The organism is Paenibacillus sp. JT31N11 (genome assembly GCF_056269285.1).
Window position 1 is genome coordinate 1 of record NZ_JBWDNQ010000004.1, and the last position, 22,328, is coordinate 22,328.

Annotated in this window: 22 protein-coding genes; 13 read left to right on the forward strand and 9 right to left on the reverse strand. The window is 44.0% G+C overall.

Features of this window, described 5'->3' with window-relative positions:
* From AC0YNV_RS15965 to AC0YNV_RS15985, 5 genes are all read left to right on the forward strand, one after another.
* Positions 1 to 657, forward strand: a 657-nt coding sequence (locus AC0YNV_RS15965; RefSeq protein ID WP_475768948.1) for a pentapeptide repeat-containing protein, incomplete at its 5' end; no start/stop codon positions are given.
* Positions 658 to 671: 14 nt separating this feature from the next.
* On the forward strand, positions 672 to 1,433 hold the full coding sequence (locus AC0YNV_RS15970; protein WP_475768949.1) for an ABC transporter ATP-binding protein: 762 nt from the start codon (positions 672 to 674) through the stop codon (positions 1,431 to 1,433).
* Positions 1,434 to 2,201 (forward strand): ABC transporter permease, encoded by a 768-nt coding sequence (locus tag AC0YNV_RS15975; RefSeq protein ID WP_475768950.1) that lies wholly within the window; start codon positions 1,434 to 1,436, stop codon positions 2,199 to 2,201. It begins immediately after the preceding gene.
* A 290-nt stretch (positions 2,202 to 2,491) separates the two neighbouring features.
* Positions 2,492 to 3,715 (forward strand): serine hydrolase domain-containing protein, encoded by a 1,224-nt coding sequence (locus AC0YNV_RS15980; protein WP_475769357.1) that lies wholly within the window; start codon positions 2,492 to 2,494, stop codon positions 3,713 to 3,715.
* 174 nt (positions 3,716 to 3,889) lie between these two features.
* Positions 3,890 to 4,168, forward strand: a complete 279-nt coding sequence (locus AC0YNV_RS15985) for a hypothetical protein (RefSeq protein WP_475768951.1) — start codon at positions 3,890 to 3,892, stop codon at positions 4,166 to 4,168.
* Positions 4,169 to 4,186: 18 nt separating this feature from the next.
* Here the strand turns inward: AC0YNV_RS15985 and AC0YNV_RS15990 are convergent, their stop codons facing one another.
* The 5 genes from AC0YNV_RS15990 to AC0YNV_RS16010 form a co-directional block, all read right to left on the reverse strand.
* Positions 4,187 to 4,393 (reverse strand): hypothetical protein, encoded by a 207-nt coding sequence (locus tag AC0YNV_RS15990; protein WP_475768952.1) that lies wholly within the window; start codon positions 4,391 to 4,393, stop codon positions 4,187 to 4,189.
* 159 nt (positions 4,394 to 4,552) lie between these two features.
* Positions 4,553 to 6,013 carry an ABC transporter substrate-binding protein gene (locus AC0YNV_RS15995; protein WP_475768953.1) on the reverse strand — a complete coding sequence of 487 codons (1,461 nt, stop codon included), beginning with the start codon at positions 6,011 to 6,013 and terminating at the stop codon, positions 4,553 to 4,555.
* 36 nt (positions 6,014 to 6,049) lie between these two features.
* Positions 6,050 to 6,949, reverse strand: coding sequence for a sugar phosphate isomerase/epimerase family protein (locus AC0YNV_RS16000; protein ID WP_475768954.1), 900 nt, complete (start codon positions 6,947 to 6,949; stop codon positions 6,050 to 6,052).
* 4 nt (positions 6,950 to 6,953) lie between these two features.
* Entirely contained in the window at positions 6,954 to 7,856 is a 903-nt protein-coding gene (locus AC0YNV_RS16005; RefSeq protein WP_210044274.1) for a sugar phosphate isomerase/epimerase family protein, read from the reverse strand.
* Positions 7,857 to 8,050: 194 nt separating this feature from the next.
* Entirely contained in the window at positions 8,051 to 9,079 is a 1,029-nt protein-coding gene (locus tag AC0YNV_RS16010) for a LacI family DNA-binding transcriptional regulator (protein ID WP_475768955.1), read from the reverse strand.
* Positions 9,080 to 9,422: 343 nt separating this feature from the next.
* On the opposite strand from AC0YNV_RS16010, the gene AC0YNV_RS16015 reads away from it, so the two are divergent.
* The 3 genes from AC0YNV_RS16015 to AC0YNV_RS16025 are packed head-to-tail and all read left to right on the forward strand — an operon-like array spanning position 9,423 to position 12,415.
* Positions 9,423 to 10,364: a carbohydrate ABC transporter permease gene (locus tag AC0YNV_RS16015; RefSeq protein WP_210044284.1), complete on the forward strand. Its 942-nt coding sequence runs from the start codon at positions 9,423 to 9,425 to the stop codon at positions 10,362 to 10,364.
* Positions 10,361 to 11,191 carry a carbohydrate ABC transporter permease gene (locus AC0YNV_RS16020; RefSeq protein ID WP_475768956.1) on the forward strand — a complete coding sequence of 277 codons (831 nt, stop codon included), beginning with the start codon at positions 10,361 to 10,363 and terminating at the stop codon, positions 11,189 to 11,191. The genes AC0YNV_RS16015 and AC0YNV_RS16020 overlap by 4 nt, the downstream gene beginning before the upstream one ends.
* A 39-nt stretch (positions 11,192 to 11,230) precedes the next feature.
* Entirely contained in the window at positions 11,231 to 12,415 is a 1,185-nt protein-coding gene (locus tag AC0YNV_RS16025; protein ID WP_475768957.1) for an MFS transporter, read from the forward strand.
* A 188-nt stretch (positions 12,416 to 12,603) separates the two neighbouring features.
* On the opposite strand, the gene thpR is transcribed toward AC0YNV_RS16025, so the two are convergent.
* Positions 12,604 to 13,272: an RNA 2',3'-cyclic phosphodiesterase gene (gene thpR, locus AC0YNV_RS16030; RefSeq protein WP_475768958.1), complete on the reverse strand. Its 669-nt coding sequence runs from the start codon at positions 13,270 to 13,272 to the stop codon at positions 12,604 to 12,606.
* Between the two features lie 272 nt (positions 13,273 to 13,544).
* Here thpR and AC0YNV_RS16035 point away from each other — a divergent pair, with 272 nt between their 5' ends.
* The 4 genes from AC0YNV_RS16035 to AC0YNV_RS16050 all read left to right on the forward strand — a co-directional run bounded on the left by AC0YNV_RS16035 (position 13,545) and on the right by AC0YNV_RS16050 (position 16,979).
* Positions 13,545 to 15,323, forward strand: a complete 1,779-nt coding sequence (locus AC0YNV_RS16035) for a DUF5050 domain-containing protein (protein ID WP_475768959.1) — start codon at positions 13,545 to 13,547, stop codon at positions 15,321 to 15,323.
* Between the two features lie 55 nt (positions 15,324 to 15,378).
* The gene (locus AC0YNV_RS16040; protein WP_475768960.1) at positions 15,379 to 15,894 is read left to right on the forward strand and encodes a GNAT family N-acetyltransferase; all 516 of its coding nucleotides are present in this window, start codon (positions 15,379 to 15,381) and stop codon (positions 15,892 to 15,894) included.
* A 91-nt stretch (positions 15,895 to 15,985) separates the two neighbouring features.
* Positions 15,986 to 16,291 carry a hypothetical protein gene (locus tag AC0YNV_RS16045; RefSeq protein ID WP_475768961.1) on the forward strand — a complete coding sequence of 102 codons (306 nt, stop codon included), beginning with the start codon at positions 15,986 to 15,988 and terminating at the stop codon, positions 16,289 to 16,291.
* A 13-nt stretch (positions 16,292 to 16,304) separates the two neighbouring features.
* A complete protein-coding gene (locus AC0YNV_RS16050; RefSeq protein WP_475768962.1) occupies positions 16,305 to 16,979 on the forward strand; it encodes a hypothetical protein in 675 nt (224 codons plus the stop codon).
* 822 nt (positions 16,980 to 17,801) lie between these two features.
* On the opposite strand, the gene AC0YNV_RS16055 is transcribed toward AC0YNV_RS16050, so the two are convergent.
* Together AC0YNV_RS16055 and AC0YNV_RS16060 are read right to left on the reverse strand one after the other, a co-directional pair.
* Positions 17,802 to 18,239 carry an SRPBCC family protein gene (locus AC0YNV_RS16055; RefSeq protein WP_475768963.1) on the reverse strand — a complete coding sequence of 146 codons (438 nt, stop codon included), beginning with the start codon at positions 18,237 to 18,239 and terminating at the stop codon, positions 17,802 to 17,804.
* Positions 18,240 to 18,259: 20 nt separating this feature from the next.
* Positions 18,260 to 19,072, reverse strand: coding sequence for an N-acyl homoserine lactonase family protein (locus tag AC0YNV_RS16060; protein WP_475768964.1), 813 nt, complete (start codon positions 19,070 to 19,072; stop codon positions 18,260 to 18,262).
* 294 nt (positions 19,073 to 19,366) lie between these two features.
* On the opposite strand from AC0YNV_RS16060, the gene AC0YNV_RS16065 reads away from it, so the two are divergent.
* Entirely contained in the window at positions 19,367 to 20,254 is an 888-nt protein-coding gene (locus tag AC0YNV_RS16065) for a class I SAM-dependent methyltransferase (protein WP_475768965.1), read from the forward strand.
* A 119-nt stretch (positions 20,255 to 20,373) separates the two neighbouring features.
* On the opposite strand, the gene AC0YNV_RS16070 is transcribed toward AC0YNV_RS16065, so the two are convergent.
* Positions 20,374 to 22,266: a PAS domain S-box protein gene (locus AC0YNV_RS16070; RefSeq protein WP_475768966.1), complete on the reverse strand. Its 1,893-nt coding sequence runs from the start codon at positions 22,264 to 22,266 to the stop codon at positions 20,374 to 20,376.
* Positions 22,267 to 22,328 lie beyond the last annotated feature (62 nt).

A 22,328-nucleotide genomic window follows, 5' to 3' on the forward strand; every position in this document is an offset into this window, starting at 1 on the left:
CTCTCCCGCTCGCTCGAGCGGCAGGTGGTGACCAACTTTAACGGAAGCAACCTGGCGAAAAGCGACTTTGCAGGCGTTACGGCCCATAAAGGACAGTTTAAAGGCAGCGCGCTGCACGGATCCGACTTTGCGGGCGCAGACTTGACCGGCAGTTCGTTTAAGGGCAGCGACGTGCGTGAAGCCAATTTTGACGGAGCGAACCTGACGGACTGCAGCCTATCTGCCCTTGACCTGACGAATGCAAGCTTCGATCAATCGATCCTTGTACGCACGAGCTTCAACATGTCGGAACTGGCCGGAACAAAATTTATCGGTATAAAACTGACCGATGTCAAGTTGACCATGACCGATCTTAGAAAAGTGATCTTTGAAAACTGTATGTTTGACGGCGTTGACTTCAATTCCTCCGATCTGCGAGGGTTGCGATTTGACCGGCAGACCTTTATCGGCGTCAAATTTGATAAGGCGGCACTAAACGAAGTTTCGTTTAAAGGCGCGACACTCAAAAATACTTCATTCAATCCTGGTTTTACATTGTCCAAGAAGTACTACCGCGCCATCAAAACCATCTGCTTCGACGGTGCGATGATGGATAAGCTGACCTATGCCTCCCTTAAAGGCATAGGTGCCAATTTGTCAAAAGTTACGGTTATCTAAGGGAGGGGAAGAATATGCCAACCAAATCCATTCAAGTAAAAGGACTGCAAAAATCCTACAAGCAGCTTCAAGTCCTAAAGGGCGTAGATTTCGAGGTGGAAAAGGGTAGTATTTTCGCCCTCCTCGGCTCCAACGGGGCGGGCAAGACCACGGTTGTCAAAATCCTCACCACGCTGCTCAAGCCAGACAGCGGAACCGCCACCGTAAATGGATTCGATGTTGCGTCCAAACCCGACAATGTGCGGCAGGCAATCAGTCTGACCGGGCAATTTGCCGCCGTGGACGAAATGTTGACCGGACGGGAAAATCTGATCATGATTGCCAAACTGCGATACCTCAAAAATCCGCGTCAGGTTGCGGACGACTTGCTTCAACGCCTCGGCTTGACAGACGCTGCCGACCGCAGGGCGTCTACGTATTCGGGCGGGATGCGCCGCAGGCTCGACATCGCCTTGAGCCTTGTGGGAAAACCGTCGATCCTTTTCCTCGACGAGCCGACGACGGGGCTTGACCCCGAGGCGCGCATCGAGGTTTGGAAGATTGTCAAGGAGCTTGCCGGCGGGGGCACGACGGTTTTCCTGACCACGCAATATTTAGAGGAAGCTGAGCAGCTTGCCGACCGAATTGCCATTCTGCACGAGGGTAAGATTATCGCAAACGGCACGCTCGCGGAGCTTAAAAAGCTGTTCCCCTCCGCAAAGGTGGAGTATGTTGAAAAACAGCCGACATTGGAAGAGATATTCCTCTCCATCGTCGGCAAGAAGGAGGCCATGTAAATGGAGGCGTCAAAAAATCATTTCTTCACCGATATTAGTGTGATGCTCGGGCGTTCCATGCGCCATATTTTCCGCAGCATGGACACCATCATCACGGTCTGCATCACGCCGATTGCGATGATGCTGCTGTTCGTCTATGTGCTTGGCGGCGCCATTCAAACCGGTACGGATAACTATGTGAACTACCTGTTGCCCGGTATCCTGCTGATTGCGATTGCAAGCGGCATATCCTATACGGCTTACCGTCTGTTTTTGGATAAGCAGCGGGGCATCATTGAGCGGTTTCATACCATGCCGATTTCACGTTCCGCCTTGCTTTGGGGGCATGTGCTGACCTCGCTGGTATCCAATGCCATCTCGGTTGTCGTCATCATTCTCGTAGCGCTCATTATGGGCTTTCATTCGTCCGCCGGGATACTGTCATGGCTTGCAGTAGCTGGCATACTCGTATTGTTTACCCTGGCCTTAACCTGGGTCGCGGCGATTGCCGGGCTGACCGCAAAATCGGTGGAAGGCGCAACCGCCTTTTCCTACCCGATTATCTTCCTGCCGTTTATCAGCTCGGCGTTTGTGCCGACCGAGTCGATGCCGAAGGTCGTCCGCGCCTTTGCCGAAAACCAGCCGGTGACCTCGATCGTGGAAGCCATTCGTGCGCTGCTGTCAGGTCAGCCGGTGGGCAATGATATATGGGTCGCTCTTGCGTGGTGCGTCGGGATTTTGCTCGTAGCCTATTTCTTTGCAATGAGGGTGTATAAAAAGCGGGTGTGATAATGGTAACATTGAATTTGATGAAATCGAGAATAAACGTCTGACGAGCATATGGCTCTAAGCTAAGTGCGGGGACATATCTCGATTTTGATCACCCTGAACAGGAGGTGAGTCATCATGTGATTGCCAATAGTTATTCTCTTTGCTGCATCGAACACACCTTTTTTGACAAAGGGTTTTCCAGCATGAATAACGAATTAGTAGTTGAAAACAATAGGGCTGATAAAAAAGGAAGAGAGGGAAACCAAATGCAAAAGATTACAACAGAAGATTTTAGTTCGTCGGAAAATATGAAGAATGTTGTTGGCTTCTCCGAAACAGGGCTGCGCAGAATGCGAGAGGTGCTGGCACGGCATGTCGAGTCCGGGAAGATTCCCGGGCTGGTCGCCCTGGTCAGCCGGGGCGGTGAGACGCATGTCGAAGCGATCGGGACGATGCGCCATGATGGTGGCGCGCCGATGCGCCGGGACACAATCTTCCGTATGGCCTCGACGTCCAAGCCAGTCGCGGTTGCGGCGGCGATGATTTTGCTCGACGAGTGCAGGATACGGCTGGACGACCTGGTAGAGCAATGGCTGCCTGAACTTGCCAATCGGCAGGTGCTGAAACAACCTGACAGTCCGCTAGATGATACTGTGCCAGCACGGCGGCCGATTACCGTACGGGATCTGCTAACCTCCACGTTCGGGCTCGGTTTGGATTTTACGGCGCTGGGCACTCCGATCATGAACGCGATCCTCGAGAAGAATCTCGCGCTCAATGTACCGCCGATGCCCGATCCGGATGAGTGGATTCGCCGCATTGGCTCGCTTCCGCTGCAGTACCAGCCCGGAGAACGCTGGCAATACAACATCAGCAACGATCTACTCGGCGTGCTCGTTTCTAGAGTCACGGGCCAGTCGTATGGAACGTTCCTACGCGAACGTATCCTCGATCCGCTGGGCATGAAAGACACTGGTTTCTATGTGCCCGAAAACAAGATCGACCGGCTGCCGCCCCTCTACGCCCCCGATCCGCAAACCAGAGAGTTCATCGTGTGGGACGAGGCCAAAGGGGGACTCCATAGCCAGCCTCCGGCGTTCGAGAGCGGCGGTGGCGGACTTTCCTCCACAGTCGACGACTATCACGCCTACTTCCGGATGCTGCTGAACAAAGGGATGCACGGGAGCAAACGGATCTTGTCCCGGGCCGCCGTCGAGCTAATGACCACCAACCGCCTAACGCCCGAGCAACAAGCCGTCCGAAACGAAATGGCCACCAACAACGTCCATATATCATTCGGCCAAGGGCAGCACGGTGGCTGGGGCATGGGGATGGCAGTGCGCACCTACCGCGGCGACTACGCGCCCATCGGCCAGTTCGGCTGGGACGGCGGAAGCGGCACCTCGACCTACGCCGACCCAGAAAATCAGCTCATCGGAATCCTGATCACCCAGGTCGGGATGACCACTCCAGATTCAGCGCGGGTTATCCACGACTTCTGGACCACGGTCTATCAGGCAATCGAAGACTAAAACCGAGCCCGGCTCACATTAGCACCGACTCAACCTCTATGCTTGAACAAACCGATATCAAACATCCCGAAGTAGTTAAAAAGATTCAAGATAGCTGGAGTCGGGCGGAAATCAAACTTGATCAACAGATGGGACGATCAAACAGCCTTGCAAGTGAGTGGCAATTAATAGATAGTGGGGGATATTGATATTGAATTTACAAATACAAACAATCTGCCCCAGCATGAAGCATTTTCATTCAATAAAGCGTTTATGAGCCAAGAAAGACGTGATGCATTACAAGTCGGGGATGTTTGGCCGGCAGTACGTTTAAACACTGAAAAAAATAAGGTAGTATTATTTCGGGAAAGAAAAAATGGCAATGTTGTCTACATTAACATTTTGTCTCGTGAGAATGAAGATGGAACACGCGAATGGTTTGTGGAAGGCCCTGCAGAAGAGTTAACAAAATAATATCAATCATTGGCACGTTTAGATGAAAAACAAAGCAAAAACCCACCGTAAGGAAGCCATATGCGGTGGGTCTTTGCTTGTTACGAAGCTTCCGGCACCGAACTCACGGTCAGGATATAATAAAAGATTTTGATCCGACTTCTTCGCCGTCAAGCGCATAGCATCACCGTCAAGCTTCCAGAAAAGTGTGACATGTTCATCCAGTTTAAAATTAAATGTCTCCATTATAAACGCAAGCTCCTTTTGTGGTGTGAGATTGACATACAAGAACAAGCAGAGGAGGATCAAAATCAAAACCCCGAATAGATCACATTTAAGTGAGCTCTTCGGGGTTCAATGAAATAAAGAATACAGCTTAATTACCTTAGCTGAAATATTGCATCCTTACGGATTAGCAGTATGCCAGTCCTGCAGCAATTGATTCGTTGAGGAATCAATATTGGAAATTGTCGTTGCCATATCCTGACTGCCGTTGCTGAATTTAATAATTTCATCTTGGATAAGCTGGTCCATATCAGTGAAAGAAGGTACCCATGGTTCTAAATATTTCGTGTAATTTTTAGAATGCTCCATAATGGTTTGGATAATATTAAATTGCGGGTTCTTTTCTAAAAATTGTTTCGTTCCTTCCAGTTCCATTGCTTGGTTATTCATTGGATAGTAACCAGTGCTCTTAAACCATTCTGCCGATACTTCAGGTGTAGCTAAATATTTCAAATAATCCCAGGCACCAAGAATGGAATCCTTGTTGCCGCGGTCAAAGAGATAAACGGCGGATCCGCCAACTCCTGTACCTGTAGTGCTGTTTTCATTTAGACGAGGCAATTCCGCTACCCCTACATCAAATAATCCGGCATCAATGATGTTTTTTGTTACACTCCCCATAGATGCAGTGGATGCTGGCATAATGGAATACAACCCGGATTGAAATCCTGCCATCGGAGAAGTATCCGTGTATTCTACACCGCCAGTAGCAAGAACCTTTTCCCATTCTGTTAACAAGGTTTCGAGTGTACCATCACTAGTCATCGAAAGTTTAGTTGGTGTATCTAAATGTCCATCTTCGTTATTGAAAATATATTTGTTCTCGCCTTGCATAGGAATCCATGTTCCGAGCAGGAAGAAACGCAATTTAATACCAATGCCGTAACGAGTAGTTTTATTTTTCTCAACGACAGCCAGTTTATCTACCGCTGCAGCCAACTCTTCTAGTGTTGTCGGCGGTGATTCCGGATCTAAGCCCGCTTCTTTGAAGTGATCTTTATTGTAATAGATCATGATCGATGAGTTAGAGAATGGCAAGCCAAGCATCTTATCATTATACATGGCATATTGCATTGCATTTTGATTCAAATCATTTAAGTTAATCCCTTCAGAATCTTGCTCGATAAAATCTTGAACAGGTACAATATATTCGGAATTTTTTACATCAAAAATCCCTTTAGAGCTTAGCTGCATAATATCCGGCAGTTCCTTTTGAGAATCGGATTGCAGGATTGCCGCTAATTTGGTAGATGCTTCATCATAAGTACCTTGGAAGGTAGGCGTAATCGTGATTCCTTTTTCTTTACCGACCGACTCATTGTACTCTTTTGCAGTTTTCTCAATCATTTCTGCAGCCTCACCCGTCATCGAATGCCAAAAGATAACTTCTGTAGGCTTACTTGGCAATAAATTTCCATCTGTTGGAACGACCGATGAGGTTGCTTCTTCCGTAGCTGCGGCATTAGTTGGGGTCGTCGCATTAGTGTTACTAGATGAGTTTGTAGAAGCTCCTGACGTGCATCCCGCAATTAAAGAGAGAACTAATGCAATGCCAAAAACTTTAGATAACCATTTATTCATGTCTGATTAAGCTCCTTGTATTTAAGATTTTTAACATTATAATTTTGCTGCATGGGCATGAAATCTGTCGACACAATATTTGCCGATTTGATAAGCATAGCTTGCCGATATATCTTTCAAAGCTTCAGGCATTTGCTTTGTTAAACCATAAATTTCATAAGTAAAATCGCCTGAATAGCCAATGCTCCATAGTGCATCTATAGCATCTTCCCAGTTAACAGTCCCCATAAAGGGTGTAAAGTGTTGATCAGATATTGCCGTGTTATCATTAACATGAAGAGCAACTAAGCGACTGCCTAAAACCTTTACCGGACGAGATAAGTCTCGATACATACGATGCCCATGACCAAAATCCCAACATACACCAATTCGCTTATCGTTAAAAGAATCTGCTAATGCTGCTAATTCTTCGGCACGGGCAGAAAATTTACGGTGTTCCGGATATTCAATCATATTTTCAAATGCAATACCAACACCATTTTTAAGAGCCAGTTCAATCGAATCAGCGTAAAACTGATGGTTAAATTGTATACTTGCTTCCTCGTCAAATTCCGTTTCCTCACATTGAGTAAATGGATGAACAACACCCCATGAAACACCCAGCATACTGCTTGCAAGAACACTTCGTTCCATGTGTTTTACGTATAAAAGTCGTTGTTCTTCATTTTTCCAAGTCGGCATATATCCTGGGTTGTAAGGCAAGTGGGATTGTGAGAACGTCACACCGAGTCGTTCCGCTTCATTCCGGATCATATAAATTTCATTTTGCCAATCCTCTTCCCACAGCTCTGTTCGGGTAAAGAAAAATTCGACAAAACTAAAATCCAAAACTTTAAATCCAGCCTGTCTGCAGCGCCTAACAGATTCGATATACGGTGTATGCATACGTCCGTTGCGGCCTTTTCCAAACAAGTTTGTAGATGTCACTAATCTCATAAGATTACTTGACCTCTCCGGATTTAGGGGCATTACCCAAAGAAAGTAAATATTCCCCAACTTTGTAACAAAATTCAGCAGTCACATTTTTAAGTTCATCCGGCATGTAATTGTTCGTTTTGATCTCATAAACGAAATCGCCTTTATACCCAATCTCTGTAAGCAGCGACATAATCGTTTCCCAATCAATATTCCCTAAGAAAGGCAATAAATGGTCATCGGTCAAACCATAATTATCATCGACATGAAGGGCAATGATTCTTTCACCTAGAAGACGAAGCGGGCGAACTTGGCTTTTATACATGCGGTTTGCATGTCCAATATCCCAACAAACACCTACGTGTGAATCGTTAAAAGAGTCAACTAATGTAATGAGCTCCTCTGCGATTGAACCAAAGCGCCGTTTGATATTTGTATCCACCATATTTTCAAATGCGATATTTACATTCCGTTTTACAGCTTCTTCTACTATAGAATCGTAGAATTGATGGTTCAAATTTAAGTTTGCTTCTTCATTATGCTCTTCAAACACCTGCTCTGTTAAAGGATGAACAACAGCAGCTTTTACACCTAACTCATGGCTTACGATCAGAGAGCGCCAAGTGATCTCATTAAAGAATGCTTCTTCCTCGGAACCTGCCGGGAACAATTTATTTCCGGGCAAATAAGGTAAATGTGATTGAGAGAATTCAACACCCAAATTTTGTGCGGCAATTTTGATTTTTTCAAGCTCGGCTTCCCAATTGGAGCCATTTAATTCGGTTTTATTATGGATCATTGCGCACATATTGAAATCCAGCACAGAGAAGCCTGTATCTTTGCATCTTTGGATAGATTCAATATAGCTGATGTGATCATCGGCGCCTCTTTTTTCTCGAAATAGACTTGTCATTGTTGCTAAACGCATGGTTTTCTCCTCCACTATCTTTAGAATTGTTTAATTGTTCTTCACTTGAACATGTGAAAAAGAAAGAATACCGCAGCGGGATAAAAATAGTTATCGAAGTTTTATCGTCATAGCATTGGATTTATAATTACGAGTCGTACATCGCGTTCCGGATGGGTAACATCACCACCTCCTTAAAAGAATTCTATTTATTTTTAAATTAAGGATCTGACTGAGTTTCGCAAAATAAATGAGGGCTCGATAATTAATGTTACTTCTTGTGCATTTTGCTTTTTGATACGGTTAATCATCGTCATGCATGCCATTTCACCCAGTTGTATTTTATGTCCATCAATTACGGTTAAAGAAAAGGGAGCATGTGTTGAAAGCAGCGATTCTTCATAACTAATAATTGAAATATCTTTAGGTACAGAAATTCCCTGCTCGTATAAAAAAAGAATGATTCCTGCAGTGATTCCGTCACTGCCGCCAAAAATGGCAGTTGGCTTAACTCCATCATTCCACAATTGTTTCAACGTTTGATATCCACCCAAACCTGTATACGGCGAATGCATGAAATAAATTTGCTCCATGCTAATGCCTAGTTCGGCAACAGCTGCCGCAAAGCCATTTTGTTTGTCTTGAGAAATCGAACTATGTGCTGGCCCGCTTATAAATGCTATTTGCTTATGTCCTTGCTCCAACAAATATTTTGCTCCTAAATAACCAACTTTGTTGGCGTTAACAGAAACAGAATCAACCCCTTCTTGATGACGTCCTATAATGACGACATGAATCCCTTGCTTAAGGACCAGATTAATAAAGGCATCGTCATATAATCCACCAATTAAAAATACACCGTCTACACGTTTGTTTTTAATTAAATCAGGCAGTTTTGCGTGGCCCGATACTGAAAAGCGTTCAGTAAGCAAGCTGTAATCTGTATTTCTTAAACAAGCGTTGATTCCGTAGGTAACATCATAAAGCAAGGTTTCGGGTACGGAGTCCATAGCATAAGGAAGAGAGGTCTCATCTGAAGTCAAGAAGATCAGCCCCAATGTTTTCGTTCGACTTGTTGTCAATGCCCTTGCAGCCATATTAGGCACATAGCCCAGGTCATTAATCGTTTGCCATACTTTATGTCTCGTTTCTAATTTCACCTTATCACTTTCGTTAATAACTAGTGAAACTGTACTTTTTGAGACCCCGGCAACTTTTGCGATATCTAAAATGGTTACACTCATCCTCAAGCTCCTTTTATTAGAACGTTCCAAAAACTGTTTTTATCGTAAGGGATGACGATGGAATATTCAAATTAAGATATTGTGTAGATCGAATCGAATTTTTATGAGAAGCATCTCTTAAATATTAAGTATTTATTGATTCGTTGACACCGAATAAAAGCATCCTGTATATTGAATCCCATCGGAGCGGGGTTTATCACGTGCATTGGATTTTATTTACGATGTGTATCTTGTCAGGAGTTTGCGAGCTTAAATTTCGGGAGGATCATTACTCTAAAGAATTGGAACCTTCCAATTTTTCGGGTGATTATGAAGTCAATAACTAGCTGGAGGAAGTTTTTATATGACGTCTTTTACGAGTGCTACTAAGAAAACGAACACCTTTCCATCACTGGCGCAGCTGGCAAGACGAAGAAAAAGAATTCAGACCCTTAAAGCTTATTTATTTTTGGCTCCAATAATCCCGTTTATATTAGCATTTGACTACTTTCCGTTTATTCGGACCTTTATTTATAGTCTATCTACGGTTAATTCACGAGGTGAGATTGTCGATTTTGTTGGATTGCAAAATTACATTAATATTTTAAGCCGTAAGGATTTTGTGAATTCAATTCTCGTTACTTTGAAATTTACGGCCATGTATGTTCCGCTTGCTATTATTTGTCCCTTGTTACTAGCGTTGATTGCTTCACAGAAAAAACCTTTTTCTAACGTCTATCAGCTCTTGTATTCCATTCCAATGGCTGTATCCATGGCGGCAACCTGTTTAATATTTGAACACCTTTTGACTCGCAATGGGTTGTTAAATTATATTTTGAATTTATTGGGAGTCGCGAGCGATATCAATTGGTTAGGTGATTCTACATGGGCACTTCCGTCACTCGTGTTGATTTCAGTCTGGACGATGATGGGCTTTGACTTCATGCTGCTGCTTGCTGCTGTTCGTAATGTTCCGCAAGACTTAAGTGAATCGGCCGTTATCGATGGTGCCGGCTATTGGACAAAAACGTTAAAAATAACGATTCCAATGATTACTCCAACGTTGTTTTATGTCGTTTGTACGCAGATTATTGTAGGGTTGACAACCGTAGGACCCGTTATGATCCTTACCCAAGGAAATCCGCTTGGTCATACCTCTACATTAATTTATTATGTGTATACGTCAGGATTCCGCAGTCTGAATTATACGATTGGCAGTACAGCGAGTATTTGTGCATTTTTGCTTACACTTGTGTTTTTGCTTATTAACTTTTTATATGAAAAAAGAGGGGTTGTTTACGAATGAGAATGCAACGATCATGGAAAACCTCTCTGAACACTGTATTAAGCTTACTTCTTGGATTAATTGTGGCATTCCCATTGTTTTATGCTATCCTCGCGGGATTTAAAACCGAAGGGGAATTCGGGTCTTTTCCTCCAACCGTATTGCCGGATAGCTTCTCCTATCTGGAAAATTTTAAAGAAGTCCTTTTTAATACGATGATTCCCAGATTCATGTTGAATTCATTTATGATTGCGCTAATCGTGACCTTAGTCCGCTTACTGATATCGACCTTAGCCGCATATGCACTAGCGTTTATTAATTTTCCAGGTCGTAAATTTATGTTTGTTTTCATTCTTGGAACGATGATGATTCCTTCTGAAGCTTTGCTTATTTCGAATTTTATTACGGTTAGTAAATTACATCTGTTGAATAGCTATTTAGGAATCATGATTGTATTCTTTGTTAGTGCTGGACAAGTATTTATGTTTAGACAAAGTTTTAAGACCATATCCGGAACGTTAAGAGAAGCTGCTTTCTTGGATGGCTGCGGTGATTTCAAATTTTATGCAAGCATTTGTATACCTGTATCTGTTCCTGTCATTATTTCATTAGGGCTGTCCTCCTTTGTAGGTGTATGGAACTCTTATTTGTGGCCGTTGCTTGTCACTACCAAAGAAGAAATGAGGACCGTACAGGTTGGAATTACCTTATTATCTGCGCATGAAGGCAGCAACAATACACTTGTATTTGCGGGCATTGCCATTATATTGATTCCATCCGTTATCTTTTTTATGATTTTTCAACGCAATATGATTGGTGGTATTTTTAACGGCTCCATAAAAGGTTAACTGGCACCGTTCCATCGTACAAACTAGCTGAAGAGAGAGATGACATATGTGCATGGCAGGAGACTTTGGACAAAAAATTTCATAGCCATTTGCTTTAGCAGTTTTTTTATTTATATAACCGTCTATATGCTCAACACTACGCTCCCGACTTTTGTAAAGGAAGTCTTGCACGGCAATCAACAACAAATGGGATTGGTCATTACACTTTGGTCGGTGGGTGTTATCGCATTTCGTTTATTTTCCGGTCGGTGGATCGAAATGCTTGGCTTGAAAAAAACGGCAATTATTTCTTTTTTGTTATTTTTTCTAGCTGTTGCAATTTATTTGGGAGCGTATGGTATTTTATTTCTACTAATAGTACGTTTGATACACGGCGGCAGCTTTGCCGTCGCTGCTACTGCTACAAGTACCTTAGCTGCTGATCTGATTCCAGAATCTCAAAAAGGAGAAGGCATTGGGTACTTTAGTATGTTCATGAGCATTGCCATGGTCATTGGTCCAGCAATTGGAGCCTATGTGATACATGGATATGATAATAGCCAGGCCCTTTTTATCGTTAGCTTGATTTTATCTGGTCTATCCCTGATATGCTTAGTATTTGTTCGGCATTCTCAACAAACTTCTGTAAGACTAATAACGAATGAAAAAAAGTCCTGGCGTAATTTAATAGAGAGAAAAGTTCTTCCCATTTCATTCGTAGGATTTTTGCTGTCATTTTCCTATAGCTCGCTAACTTCATTTATCTTTTCTTATTCAATGGAAATGAATTTAAGCCGCTTCTCGGGTCTGTTTTTTGTTATTTTTGCACTCATCATTATTGTTTCAAGACCACTTGTCGGTATGGCTTTAGATAAATGGCGAGAGCATTTTATCGTGTATCCGGGAACGATCATCTTTGTAATCGGGGTGATATTGCTAAGTAAATCAGAAACTGGATTTCTGTTATTACTTTCAGCAGCGATTATTGGATTTGGTTATGGAGCACTATTTCCATGTTTTCAGTTATTAGCTATTCAGGCTGTGGCCCTTGAACGTCGAAACATTGCTATTTCAACCTTTTTTTTGTTCTTTGATCTGGGCTTTGGCATTGGATCATTTGTACTTGGATGGATTGCAAGCAAGACAAGTTATCAAAGTATGTATCTTGTTGCAGCAATCGCCGGCTTAGCGTGTAGTGCTGTTTATTTTGCAGTGCGTCATCCGTTTCTTAAGAGAGATAAATGAGAAAGTTTGAAATGTGCCACTTTATCAAGAACGAACCAGTTAACCCCGATATCGACTTTATTAAATGATAGAAGTCCCATGCTTCACATCATGATTGTGCTGGTGCATCCACTATGGAAGAAGGAAAGAGCCATGAGGAATCAATTCCTCACGGCTCTTTTTGCTCATTCCTATTCACTTCTATAAGGTCAGCGTAAAGCAAAGCGGGCTGCCGCTTCATACATCTGACGCTGATGCATATGGGTGCGATACAGTACGATCTCGTCGACCCGCCAACTTAGCGGATCGTTAACATTGCCATAAGCCTGCGGCTGCGTGCCGTCATCGGAGTTGTGACCGGGTCCGTTGACAAGCTGGCCGCTCGAATGGTCGGCCCGAAGGAGCTCCGGTGGGCTGAACTCATCCTTGCCTGTGTATTTACGGGCGATGGTGAGATGGGGGCTGTAGGGGCGTTTTTCCGCTACAAAGCCGAGCGGCGCCGTTGCTTCGACGATCATGCGCTGAAGGCTGTGCAGCTGCTCCAGTTCGCTGCCGATTCCTGCCCAAAGCACACTTGGCTGCCCGGGTCTGCCGAAGGTTCCCGTATCCCGGAGCGATAAGGTGAATGGCTGGATTCTGCCCGAGCCGGCTGCGGACGCCAGGGCTACCTTCAGTTCAGGGATCAGGGCCGGAGCCGTATCGCCCAGAAATTGCAGCGTCACATGCAGGTCTGCCTCGTCTGTCCACTTGCGAAAGGGAAATGATGTACGGATATCTCTCGTCCATGCGCCGATCAATCGTTTCAGTGAATCCGGCAGCGGTACGGCTATAAACAGCCGCTGAGATTCCTTGGTTGAAGCGGTTATCGGGGTGGTCATTTGGTTCTTCCTCCTTCACGAACAAGTCCGGTCTCATCCTTATTTTAACCTAGCCGGCTTTAAAGCAGACACTATATTGCATGTACAACCTCTTAGCATAGTTTATCATTGTGTGCTGGGCGTGTGCTGGGTATACAGAAGGAGTTGGGAATAGGGGGATGGTCCCGGTACGACACTTCTGAATGTCTGGACCGAAACATTTACGGTATGGTTGCGTCTTATGACTTGTAAGTAAATGGATTAAGCAAGATTTGGGAGAAGGAGGGATGTTTATGAAAAATTTTATAATGGTCATGTTTATAGGCATATGGTTTGTCAGCGGTTCTCTAACAACTTATGCGGCGGCTGAAGAGGGGGACAAAAAACCGTTAAACGAAGTTTTCGACCAGATTGTGATCGTTCCGTTCGATTATCAGAATAAAGTCTTTGCAAATGGACAAAAAACAGACTTCTATCAAGATTATCAAATCGTGCAGAGAGACGGACATATCCTGGTACCCATTCGATTGATGAGTGATCTGGCAACTCAAGCCAGCCAGTATAGCAGCATGTGGGAAGCGGTTTGGCAGCCTCAAAATCCGAATGACGTGCTCTTGAAGAATTCCAACTTAAACAAGATCATCAAATTTACGGTAAACAGCAAAACGATGCTGGTGAATAACAAGCCCCATGCCATCGACATCGCGCCGCAAAAAATAAACGGGAGAATCGTACTGCCTTTAAGGAGCGCGGCCGAGGCACTGGACAAAAAAATCGATTGGCTGGACGGTCTGGTCCTGATCGGCGACGAAAACGTAGATTTGCAGAACCCGCAGACGCTGGCTATCAAGGATCGGATCAAAGCCGAGTTGACCGACACCCGCAAACGGGTCGATTACACGCAAACCGTTTACCCTATTACGAAGTACGGAAATTCTGTTTACTATTTCAAGCGCAGTTATACAAACAACAGTGAAATACAAGCGTTGTACAAGAAAACAGACGGACAGAAAGAGGTTCAAGTCCGAATACAGGGAAATGCCATATTTGACTCTGCGAACGTGATCGATGACGAGCTCTATTACATATCCATGGTTAATAACAAGGCCGAGCTGGATGCATTCAATTTTGCCGAAAATAAATCAAGGAAAATCTGTGCAGTCGAGCAGTGGAGGCCAGGGGACGGATGGCTGGTGAGTATTGAGAAAATCGACAATGAATTGTATGTCAACCTGCATTCCGGGGATTTGACGATGGGAAGCGAGACGTTGTATAAGGTTGATCATGGCGCTCTGAAAAACGTTGCAGGTGCAAAAAGCTTTATCCGTTTTATAAAAGAAGGTGACTATATATACCAAACGGATTTCGCGCCAATGAACGGCGGAGCCGATAATTTAAATCGGGTCGATACGAAGACGGGAGAAGCTTCATCTATAGGAGAACCGGGGTTTGCCTACGGAATCAACCGGACGATAGACGACCGGGGCATCAGTTTTGGGACCAGCCGTGCCATGTATATTAAAGACGGTTACCTGTATACGTTGGGCTATAAAGAAAACGATCCTAAAGACGTAAGCTCGGTGTACAAAATCAATTTGGCCAACCAGACCCAGATCAAGCTAAGCTCTCCGGCAAATGAATTCTGGATGGCGGACAACCGGATTTATTATACCGACTCAAGCACAGGCTATTTGGGAAGTGTCGACTTGAATGGAAACAACAATCAGATTCTGGTCAAACGAGAACTGATGCAGGCGCAGTTCTTTAACGGGAGTTTCTACTTCACTGCAAGTGAGAATACGAAAGACAGCTCCGGCCTGGGAGAATTATACCGATATGATACTGCGAATGGGCGGGAAGTCAAACTAAGCGATAAATCGGTCAGTTCGTACTATGCGGGGAGTGCCGGCGTTTATTATCTGTCCAATGGCTATGACTTGGGATTATACAAAATCGATGCAGCCGGCCGCAATGTTCGTCTGGTTAAGGACACCATAAATTCTGCGGTATTAACGGATGAGGGGATAGTTTATACGATGGCTTATAAGGAGGGGATATATTCGGCGAAGTAGCATATCGTACGAAATCGCTATTCGTGTAAAATAAGCGGCATTGGGGGATTGTTGTATGAATGCTCGCATCCAAATCAGACAATTGGAAAATGAAGATATTAGCGTGGTTTTCCAGACACTTGAACACCATAATATCGGAAAACCAATGGACTATATAAAAAGGTGCTGGGAAGAGAATAAATCTGGGGAGCGGATCACACTTATTGCTTTATATGATCAGAGTTTCGCTGGATGGCTGCATCTTCTGTCCCAATCAAATTATCCGTATTTCGCAGACAAAGGGATTCCGGAGATCAATAATCTGGATGTTATTCCCTCTCGACGCCGACAAGGCATCGGCAACGCATTAATGGATGCGATCGAACAAATTGCATTTGATAAATATGGTATTGTCGGAATCGGAGTTGGACTCTATTACGATTACGGTAATGCACAGCGGCTTTATGCAAAGCGGGGATACATCCCTGATGGAAGAGGAATATTTTACGAAGGCCGACAGGTGGAGCCGGGTAGTTTTGTTCGAGTCGGACACGATCTGGCCCTGTATTTGACAAAAGACCGAACGATTTAAAAAGCGTGAAATTGAGTGTGAGTCCATCCTGTAAGGGATGGACTTTATTACAATTGTTCTGCCGCGGCAGAGAAGTGGAAGTGGTTTTAATATGTTGAAACTACTGAGAAAAATTAATCTGTGGGCGTTTTGGTTTTCTTTATTATGCTGGTTATTTTTCATGATATTATTTAAGCGTAATTTTGCTCAAGCAATTGAAAATGTAACGGGGATAGATCCTTGGTTTATTCTATTAGCATTGTCAGGACTAAGTATTACGATGGGGGCATTCGGAATATCCGGTATTAACGGTTGGCTTTCTGTTTTAAGAGGGATAGTAACAATGGTGATATCTGTCCTACTATTTTTTATTACCGTATTTATTGTGTGCATAGGTGGGCTTATTGAGAGTGTATAAAGGAGGAGTACATATGGATTGGATAACTGAGGTTCCATCACGCGGAAATTTTAATGAAAATAATGATGACATGTTTTCGATTCCTAAAATACGGAAGCTTGATTTAAGTGAAATCAAACCACGTTTTAATAATATTTCCCATTTCTTTTTGTCTTTATCTACAACAGGAGAACAGCCAAATGTTATTTATTTACCTATACCTAATGAAAAGATTTATGAAATGGCTTTGCAGTGTTTAGGGACTCAATTCGCGGATGTAAAATCCGTAGCTATCAACGGTGATGTAAAACAACTTATCTTAAGAGAAGTTGGATATGAATCAGAAAAAAAACTCCAGGAAGCAAGACTTAATAATGAAATTCATCCTATCATCATGGATTTGTTTTTCTCTTCAGACTCAGACAATATTACTAAACCACATGAAGTTCAAAATAAGACGGTGTATAAGATTATTAACTCAAAAATTGAAAACTATCAATCAACTGGTTTTGAAGCTACGTGGAATTTTCTTAGCAACTGCTATAGCAAAGAAGGTGATCTGCTAGTAACCCCTGGAAATTGGTATTTGAATGATGAATTAAAAAATTCTGTAGCGCTTAGATATTTTTCAGCAAAGGTAAGTAAATTAAATTTATGGGTTAATTCGGATACGCTCGAAGTAATTTATGTGCATATGAAATTTGATTGAATCTGTAAGGTTCTGAAAACCCATTTTAAATAGTTGATCAAACTCTTGTCAGAACAAGGTTTTCTATAAACTTACAATAGATACAATTTGTATAATAAAGCAATCATTTTAAAAATATGGTTTATTCTAAAGTCAAGGGAGGCAACTATGACAAGCTGGAAAAGTATCAAGCGCAGTTTTTGTCTTATCGTTATATTTATTCTGAGCCCTGGCCTTTTTCTTTTATTTCAAGGAACAGCGCAGGCCGCTTTCGATGATCGTTTCCAGTTTGAAAGTCCGTATTATGGGGTCAACGAGTCGGATGGTTCCGTTACATGAACGGTTTATCGCAAAGACTCATTTGAAGAATTGAACATAAGTTGAGAGTGAATAGAAACATTGAGAAATAGGGGACCCGCCGGACTAATGAAGCATGTTAACTCAACAAGGGAGGGCCATGATGGTCCTTGCGACCATGTGGTTTTTGTTTAGCGCGCCTGCCGATGTAATACTTGCAACGGATAGCCGATCGGGTTAACAACAACTTCGGGAAAAGCCCGGAAGAGCGAGACCTTATCCTGCATCATCTTACTGAAGTCGAACCCCGGATTACGGGCAACAGCAACTACTGTGATCGATGCCTCTGCACCGTTAGACGAGGTCGTTCTGCAACTGGAGCTGCTGGATTAGGAGCGAGAAGGAGCATGGCCACGCAGTCAAAGCAGCTCGTGAGGAGCTGCTCCACGTCCGGTCGTAAAATTTGCCGAGAGTACGAACGTTTAATCATGATGATAATGAAAAATGAAAATCTTGAATCGTCGAACATTAAATTCTTCCGATAAACTATCGAGGCAATCCTATCTCTTCCATAATGTTTTTTAATACAAGCAGATTATTCTTTACTTCAGTTTGTATATGCCCCTTTAAAAGCTTAAGCAACACACCGCTAATACCGTTCGGCTTCATTGTCGCATAATTGGCCAGCAACGTTTTATTTCCCAGTTGCTTGAGTTCATATTTCATTTCATAAGAAAATCTGCCTCCGGTCGCTTGAAATTGCAGAAATTTGTTTTTTTGAGCCTTAATGATAGTTATCGTTTCTATTTCTACATGTTGACCTAAATTCCTTACTAACCTGTAGGTATCCTTGTGATCTTCTACCGCCTCGACACGAATAACTGCATAATTCCAAATTGAAAAGTTCTCCATTTTACTCAGATAGTCATAAATTTGATCCACACTGCTATCCATGATAATTTCATTGCTAAATGAAATTTCCAACGCTGACTCCTCCTTGTTTTTCAAGTTATTATTTGAGGCGCAATCTCGGGATCGTGATTGACAATGACCATTCTGCAATCGTCCCTTTTGGAAAACTCGCCCAGCCACGTTAGAGATTTATCCGCTTCTTCCATACTTGTTGTCACACCTGGCAGTATATGTTGTTCCCACGATTTTCTGGCATATCCGACATCGCTGCCAAGCAAGACCCAGCCATCATCGGTTTTGACAAGTAAAGAGACCATGCCTGCACTATGTCCTGGTGTCAGTACGAGGTAGATCGAACCATCCCCGAATAAATCCAAACCTTTCTTGTAGGGACCGTGAGGAATAGATTTCATATCGAACTTTTCCATGTTTACACCTTCCCACATGGATTTAATATAGTTGCGATCTTTTAGCGCCGCTTTCCACTCCAAATCCGAAACAATAATGCGTTTTGCACCGCTAACATGTTTAATTCCGCTGACATGGTCGGAATGCAGATGAGTCATAATGACAAGATCAAGATCCTTATCCGTATACCCCACACGCTGCAGCTGTTCTCTTATGGATTGTCCTGGAGGCAATACTCCAGAGATCATAGTGCTTGTCAAGAAGCCGAGATGTTTGCGCACGTTCACGCGCATATCTTCATGCCAGCCGGCATCGACCAATAGGAGTCCCTTCGGGTGCTCAATCAAATAGGCAGAAACGGGGACCCACATTCTCCAGCTATTGGGACGCAGCCAACCCGAGAATGGCAGGGGGTGAAGTGTTTTCTCCTTAAACGGCAAAGCGCGGTCGACATTGACGCTTCCAGTGTGTAGTACGTGAATTTTAGTTTGGCTCATGTTTTTTTCTCCTTATAATTAAATGATGTGTCATCTATATTCCGATAATAAGTGATACGTCATCTATTGTCAAGGAAAATTCTGCACGGTAACGTCCACAATCGATCCTGATTGGGAAATTGCACCCCTCTATCTATTAAATTACGGAGCAGTATAGGTCTAATCTGGTAAAATATGATTGAGCAATGGAGTCATCGATTGTAGGAATCCAGATAGATGCTGATCTAGAAACTGTACGACTGGGCTGTGATAATGGCCCGTTGGTAATATGAGTAACATACAAGGAGGAATATAATGAACTGGAAGAATGACTATAAGATATTGCGCAAGTCATTTGAACAATCCGCGAGCCTTTATCAGCAGGCGCGTCCGGATTACCCGGAAGAATTGTTCGATGATTTGATTCATGCGGCGGATTTGCAACCAGGCGATCGTTTGTTGGAAGTGGGTTGTGCTACAGGAAAGGCTACTCTTCCGTTAGCCAAGCGCGGATTTAAAATTACATGCGTAGAACTTGGCGCTGAGCTCGCTGCAGCTGCCCGTCAAAACCTTGTCGGAATGGACGTTGACATAATCACGGGAAGTATCGAGGACTGGCAACCAGAGACGGAGAAAGGGTTTGATCTGGTATTCGCTGCAACCGCTTGGAAGTGGGTTGATCCCGAAGTTCGATACCTCAAGGCTTGGCAAATCCTTCGTCCAGGCGGACATCTGGCATTTTGGAACGCAGATCACGTTTTTCGAGACGGTGGGGACCCATTCTTCCGTGAAATTCAAGCCGTTTACTATGAGATCGGCGAGGGTAAATCGGTAGACAACAACGAATGGCCGCGGCCAGGCGAGCTGCGCGAGCAAAGAGATGAGATTGAGAAAAGCGGGCTGTTTGAGGTTGTTCACGTTCGACACTTCGACTGGGAGCGCATTTATCATGTTGATGAGTACATTAAACTACTCGAAACTTTCTCCGGACACATACTTATGGAGGAATGGAAACGCGATAAGCTCTTCAACGAAATCCGAGTTCGCCTTAATAGCCGTCCAGAAAAGTCGGTTCACCGCCACTGGGGCGCTGTTCTCCATGTTGCCCGCCGAAAGGATTGGGCGTTTGTGAAAGAGTTGGAACGAAAAGCATTGCATTGGTACAAAGCGGGCAAGGAACATGCAGCTGACGAAGCACGATAGCACAATGCAGGTCTGCCGCGCGGGGGCCCTTCACCACGGGCATTGCTTTCAACTTGATGGAAAGCGATATATCTCTGGATATGGAATAAAGCCGAACGTTTTAAACGTTCGGCCTTTTTCTATTCATTCACAAATCGGTTTAAAAGCTTTAGGATGACATCGCGCTTTACAGGCTTGCTTACATACTCGTCCATCCCCGCAGCTATGCACTTTTCCCGGTCGCCCTTTAGGGCATTGGCTGTGACTGCAACGATACGGGGACTTTGCTCCTTGAGCTCTTCTTTTATTTTCTTCGCTGCATCCAGGCCGTTCACAATCGGCATGTGCAGATCCATGAAGATGAGATCAAACGGCTCTTTGCGCGTTGCTTCGACAACATCGATGCCATTTGTGACAATGGTAACCGTATGCCCCATTTTTTCAAGCATTTTCGTCAGTACCAGCTGATTAATGGGATTGTCTTCGGCGACCAATATGCTCGCCTTGCGTGACGTTTGATGCACTTGCATGCGTTCATCTTCACGGTTGGGTTTCGATGATTGCTTTAGCGGGATGGTAAAGGTAAACGTCGAACCGCTCTTTCCGTCACTCTCAGCGTAAATCTCGCCATCCATCATTTCGATGATTTTGCGGCTGATGGCAAGACCGAGGCCAGTTCCTTCGTGTCTGCGCACCATAAAACTGTCAAGCTGCGCAAACGGTTCAAAAATGTCGTTAAGATGCTGAGGATCTATCCCAATGCCTGTATCCGTTACAATAAAGGCCAACCGGGGAGAACTTTCCTTCACTCGCATCACCTTAACCGAAATGCTGCCCTTGATTGTAAATTTGACGGCATTTCCGAGTAGGTTAAGGAGCACCTGTTTCAAGCGATCGGCATCGCAATAAATAAAATCGGGAACATCGTGATTGATGGTGTAGGAGAGCTCCAGTTGCTTTTCATCGGCTCTTGTGGAAATGACGCCGAAGCACTCCTTGATGCTGTTGCGCAGATCAACGGTATCCTCTTGCAGCTCACTTCGGCCTGCCTCGATTTTGGAAAGATCAAGGATGTCATTAATAATGTTGAGCAGGGTTTCCCCGCTTTTCCTGATGATCTCCAGATAGCCTCGCTGCTCGTCATTTACATCCGTGGAATCAAGCAAAATATCCGTCATTCCCACCACCCCATTCATAGGGGTGCGAATTTCGTGGCTCATCATAGCCAGAAACTCGCTCTTGGCTTTGTTCGTGGACTCAGCTGTCTCCTTTGCCATCAGCAGCTGTTTCTGCTCGGAGATATCCTTGCAGATGAGGTAGAACCCGATATTTTTCTGGTTCACAAAAATCGGTGCAAGACTTGTAAGCACTTCGACGACTTCATCGTCTTTGGTGACAATCGTGTCAATTTGCTGTTCAATCGTATTATCGTTAAGCGCCTTTTCTAAAATGAGGCTCACATTGGCCTGCCCAATTAAATTCGAAAGCTCCATCCCGATTAGATCCGTTTGGACTTGATAGCCTGTCAACTTTTCCGCCATCGAGTTGGCATTAATGATAACGCCGTTGAGGCCAAAGGAAATGACAGCGTCGTGGTTGTATTTTTTGAGCGACGTGTACCGTTCAACAGATTCCTGCAGCCGCTGTTCTGATTCTTTTTGCTTGGTAATGTCAATAATCTGGGCAATGTAATATATCGGCTGGTTCGCCTCGTTGCAGAACAATTTGACGGAGAGCAGTCCCCACAACGTGTCGCCGTTCTTTTTGATATACCGCTTCTCGAGCTGTATCTCCCTATTATCATCTCCCATCAGCGCCTTGAGATTGTCAAAGCTTGCCATCTCATCATCGGGGTGAGAGAGAGCGCCAAAAAACTTGTTTTCAAACTCAGCACTGGTGAGGCCAAAGATTCTCTCACAGGCAGGGTTTACTGTCAAAATCAAACCGTCTGGCGCAACAAGGGCAATTCCGAAAGAAGCATGCTCAAACACTTGCTGATTGAAGGCTTCCTGGTTCAGATTTACGCGGTGCATGGCTAACCTCCGTATAAGTATAGGAACTGGATACGTAAAAATAGACCCCCATTTTTGAAGGT

Excerpts from the sequence above, each read along its gene's own strand:
- AC0YNV_RS15970 (WP_475768949.1), top strand. The coding sequence starts at position 672 with ATGCCAACCAAATCCATTCAAGTAAAAGGACTGCAAAAATCCTACAAG.
- AC0YNV_RS15975 (WP_475768950.1), top strand. The coding sequence starts at position 1,434 with ATGGAGGCGTCAAAAAATCATTTCTTCACCGATATTAGTGTGATGCTC.
- AC0YNV_RS15980 (WP_475769357.1), top strand. The coding sequence starts at position 2,492 with ATGAAGAATGTTGTTGGCTTCTCCGAAACAGGGCTGCGCAGAATGCGA.
- AC0YNV_RS15990 (WP_475768952.1), bottom strand. The coding sequence starts at position 4,393 with ATGGAGACATTTAATTTTAAACTGGATGAACATGTCACACTTTTCTGG.
- AC0YNV_RS15995 (WP_475768953.1), bottom strand. The coding sequence starts at position 6,013 with ATGAATAAATGGTTATCTAAAGTTTTTGGCATTGCATTAGTTCTCTCT.
- AC0YNV_RS16000 (WP_475768954.1), bottom strand. The coding sequence starts at position 6,949 with ATGAGATTAGTGACATCTACAAACTTGTTTGGAAAAGGCCGCAACGGA.
- AC0YNV_RS16005 (WP_210044274.1), bottom strand. The coding sequence starts at position 7,856 with ATGCGTTTAGCAACAATGACAAGTCTATTTCGAGAAAAAAGAGGCGCC.
- AC0YNV_RS16010 (WP_475768955.1), bottom strand. The coding sequence starts at position 9,079 with ATGAGTGTAACCATTTTAGATATCGCAAAAGTTGCCGGGGTCTCAAAA.
- AC0YNV_RS16015 (WP_210044284.1), top strand. The coding sequence starts at position 9,423 with ATGACGTCTTTTACGAGTGCTACTAAGAAAACGAACACCTTTCCATCA.
- AC0YNV_RS16020 (WP_475768956.1), top strand. The coding sequence starts at position 10,361 with ATGAGAATGCAACGATCATGGAAAACCTCTCTGAACACTGTATTAAGC.
- AC0YNV_RS16025 (WP_475768957.1), top strand. The coding sequence starts at position 11,231 with ATGACATATGTGCATGGCAGGAGACTTTGGACAAAAAATTTCATAGCC.
- thpR (WP_475768958.1), bottom strand. The coding sequence starts at position 13,272 with ATGACCACCCCGATAACCGCTTCAACCAAGGAATCTCAGCGGCTGTTT.
- AC0YNV_RS16035 (WP_475768959.1), top strand. The coding sequence starts at position 13,545 with ATGAAAAATTTTATAATGGTCATGTTTATAGGCATATGGTTTGTCAGC.
- AC0YNV_RS16040 (WP_475768960.1), top strand. The coding sequence starts at position 15,379 with ATGAATGCTCGCATCCAAATCAGACAATTGGAAAATGAAGATATTAGC.
- AC0YNV_RS16045 (WP_475768961.1), top strand. The coding sequence starts at position 15,986 with ATGTTGAAACTACTGAGAAAAATTAATCTGTGGGCGTTTTGGTTTTCT.
- AC0YNV_RS16050 (WP_475768962.1), top strand. The coding sequence starts at position 16,305 with ATGGATTGGATAACTGAGGTTCCATCACGCGGAAATTTTAATGAAAAT.
- AC0YNV_RS16060 (WP_475768964.1), bottom strand. The coding sequence starts at position 19,072 with ATGAGCCAAACTAAAATTCACGTACTACACACTGGAAGCGTCAATGTC.
- AC0YNV_RS16065 (WP_475768965.1), top strand. The coding sequence starts at position 19,367 with ATGAACTGGAAGAATGACTATAAGATATTGCGCAAGTCATTTGAACAA.
- AC0YNV_RS16070 (WP_475768966.1), bottom strand. The coding sequence starts at position 22,266 with ATGCACCGCGTAAATCTGAACCAGGAAGCCTTCAATCAGCAAGTGTTT.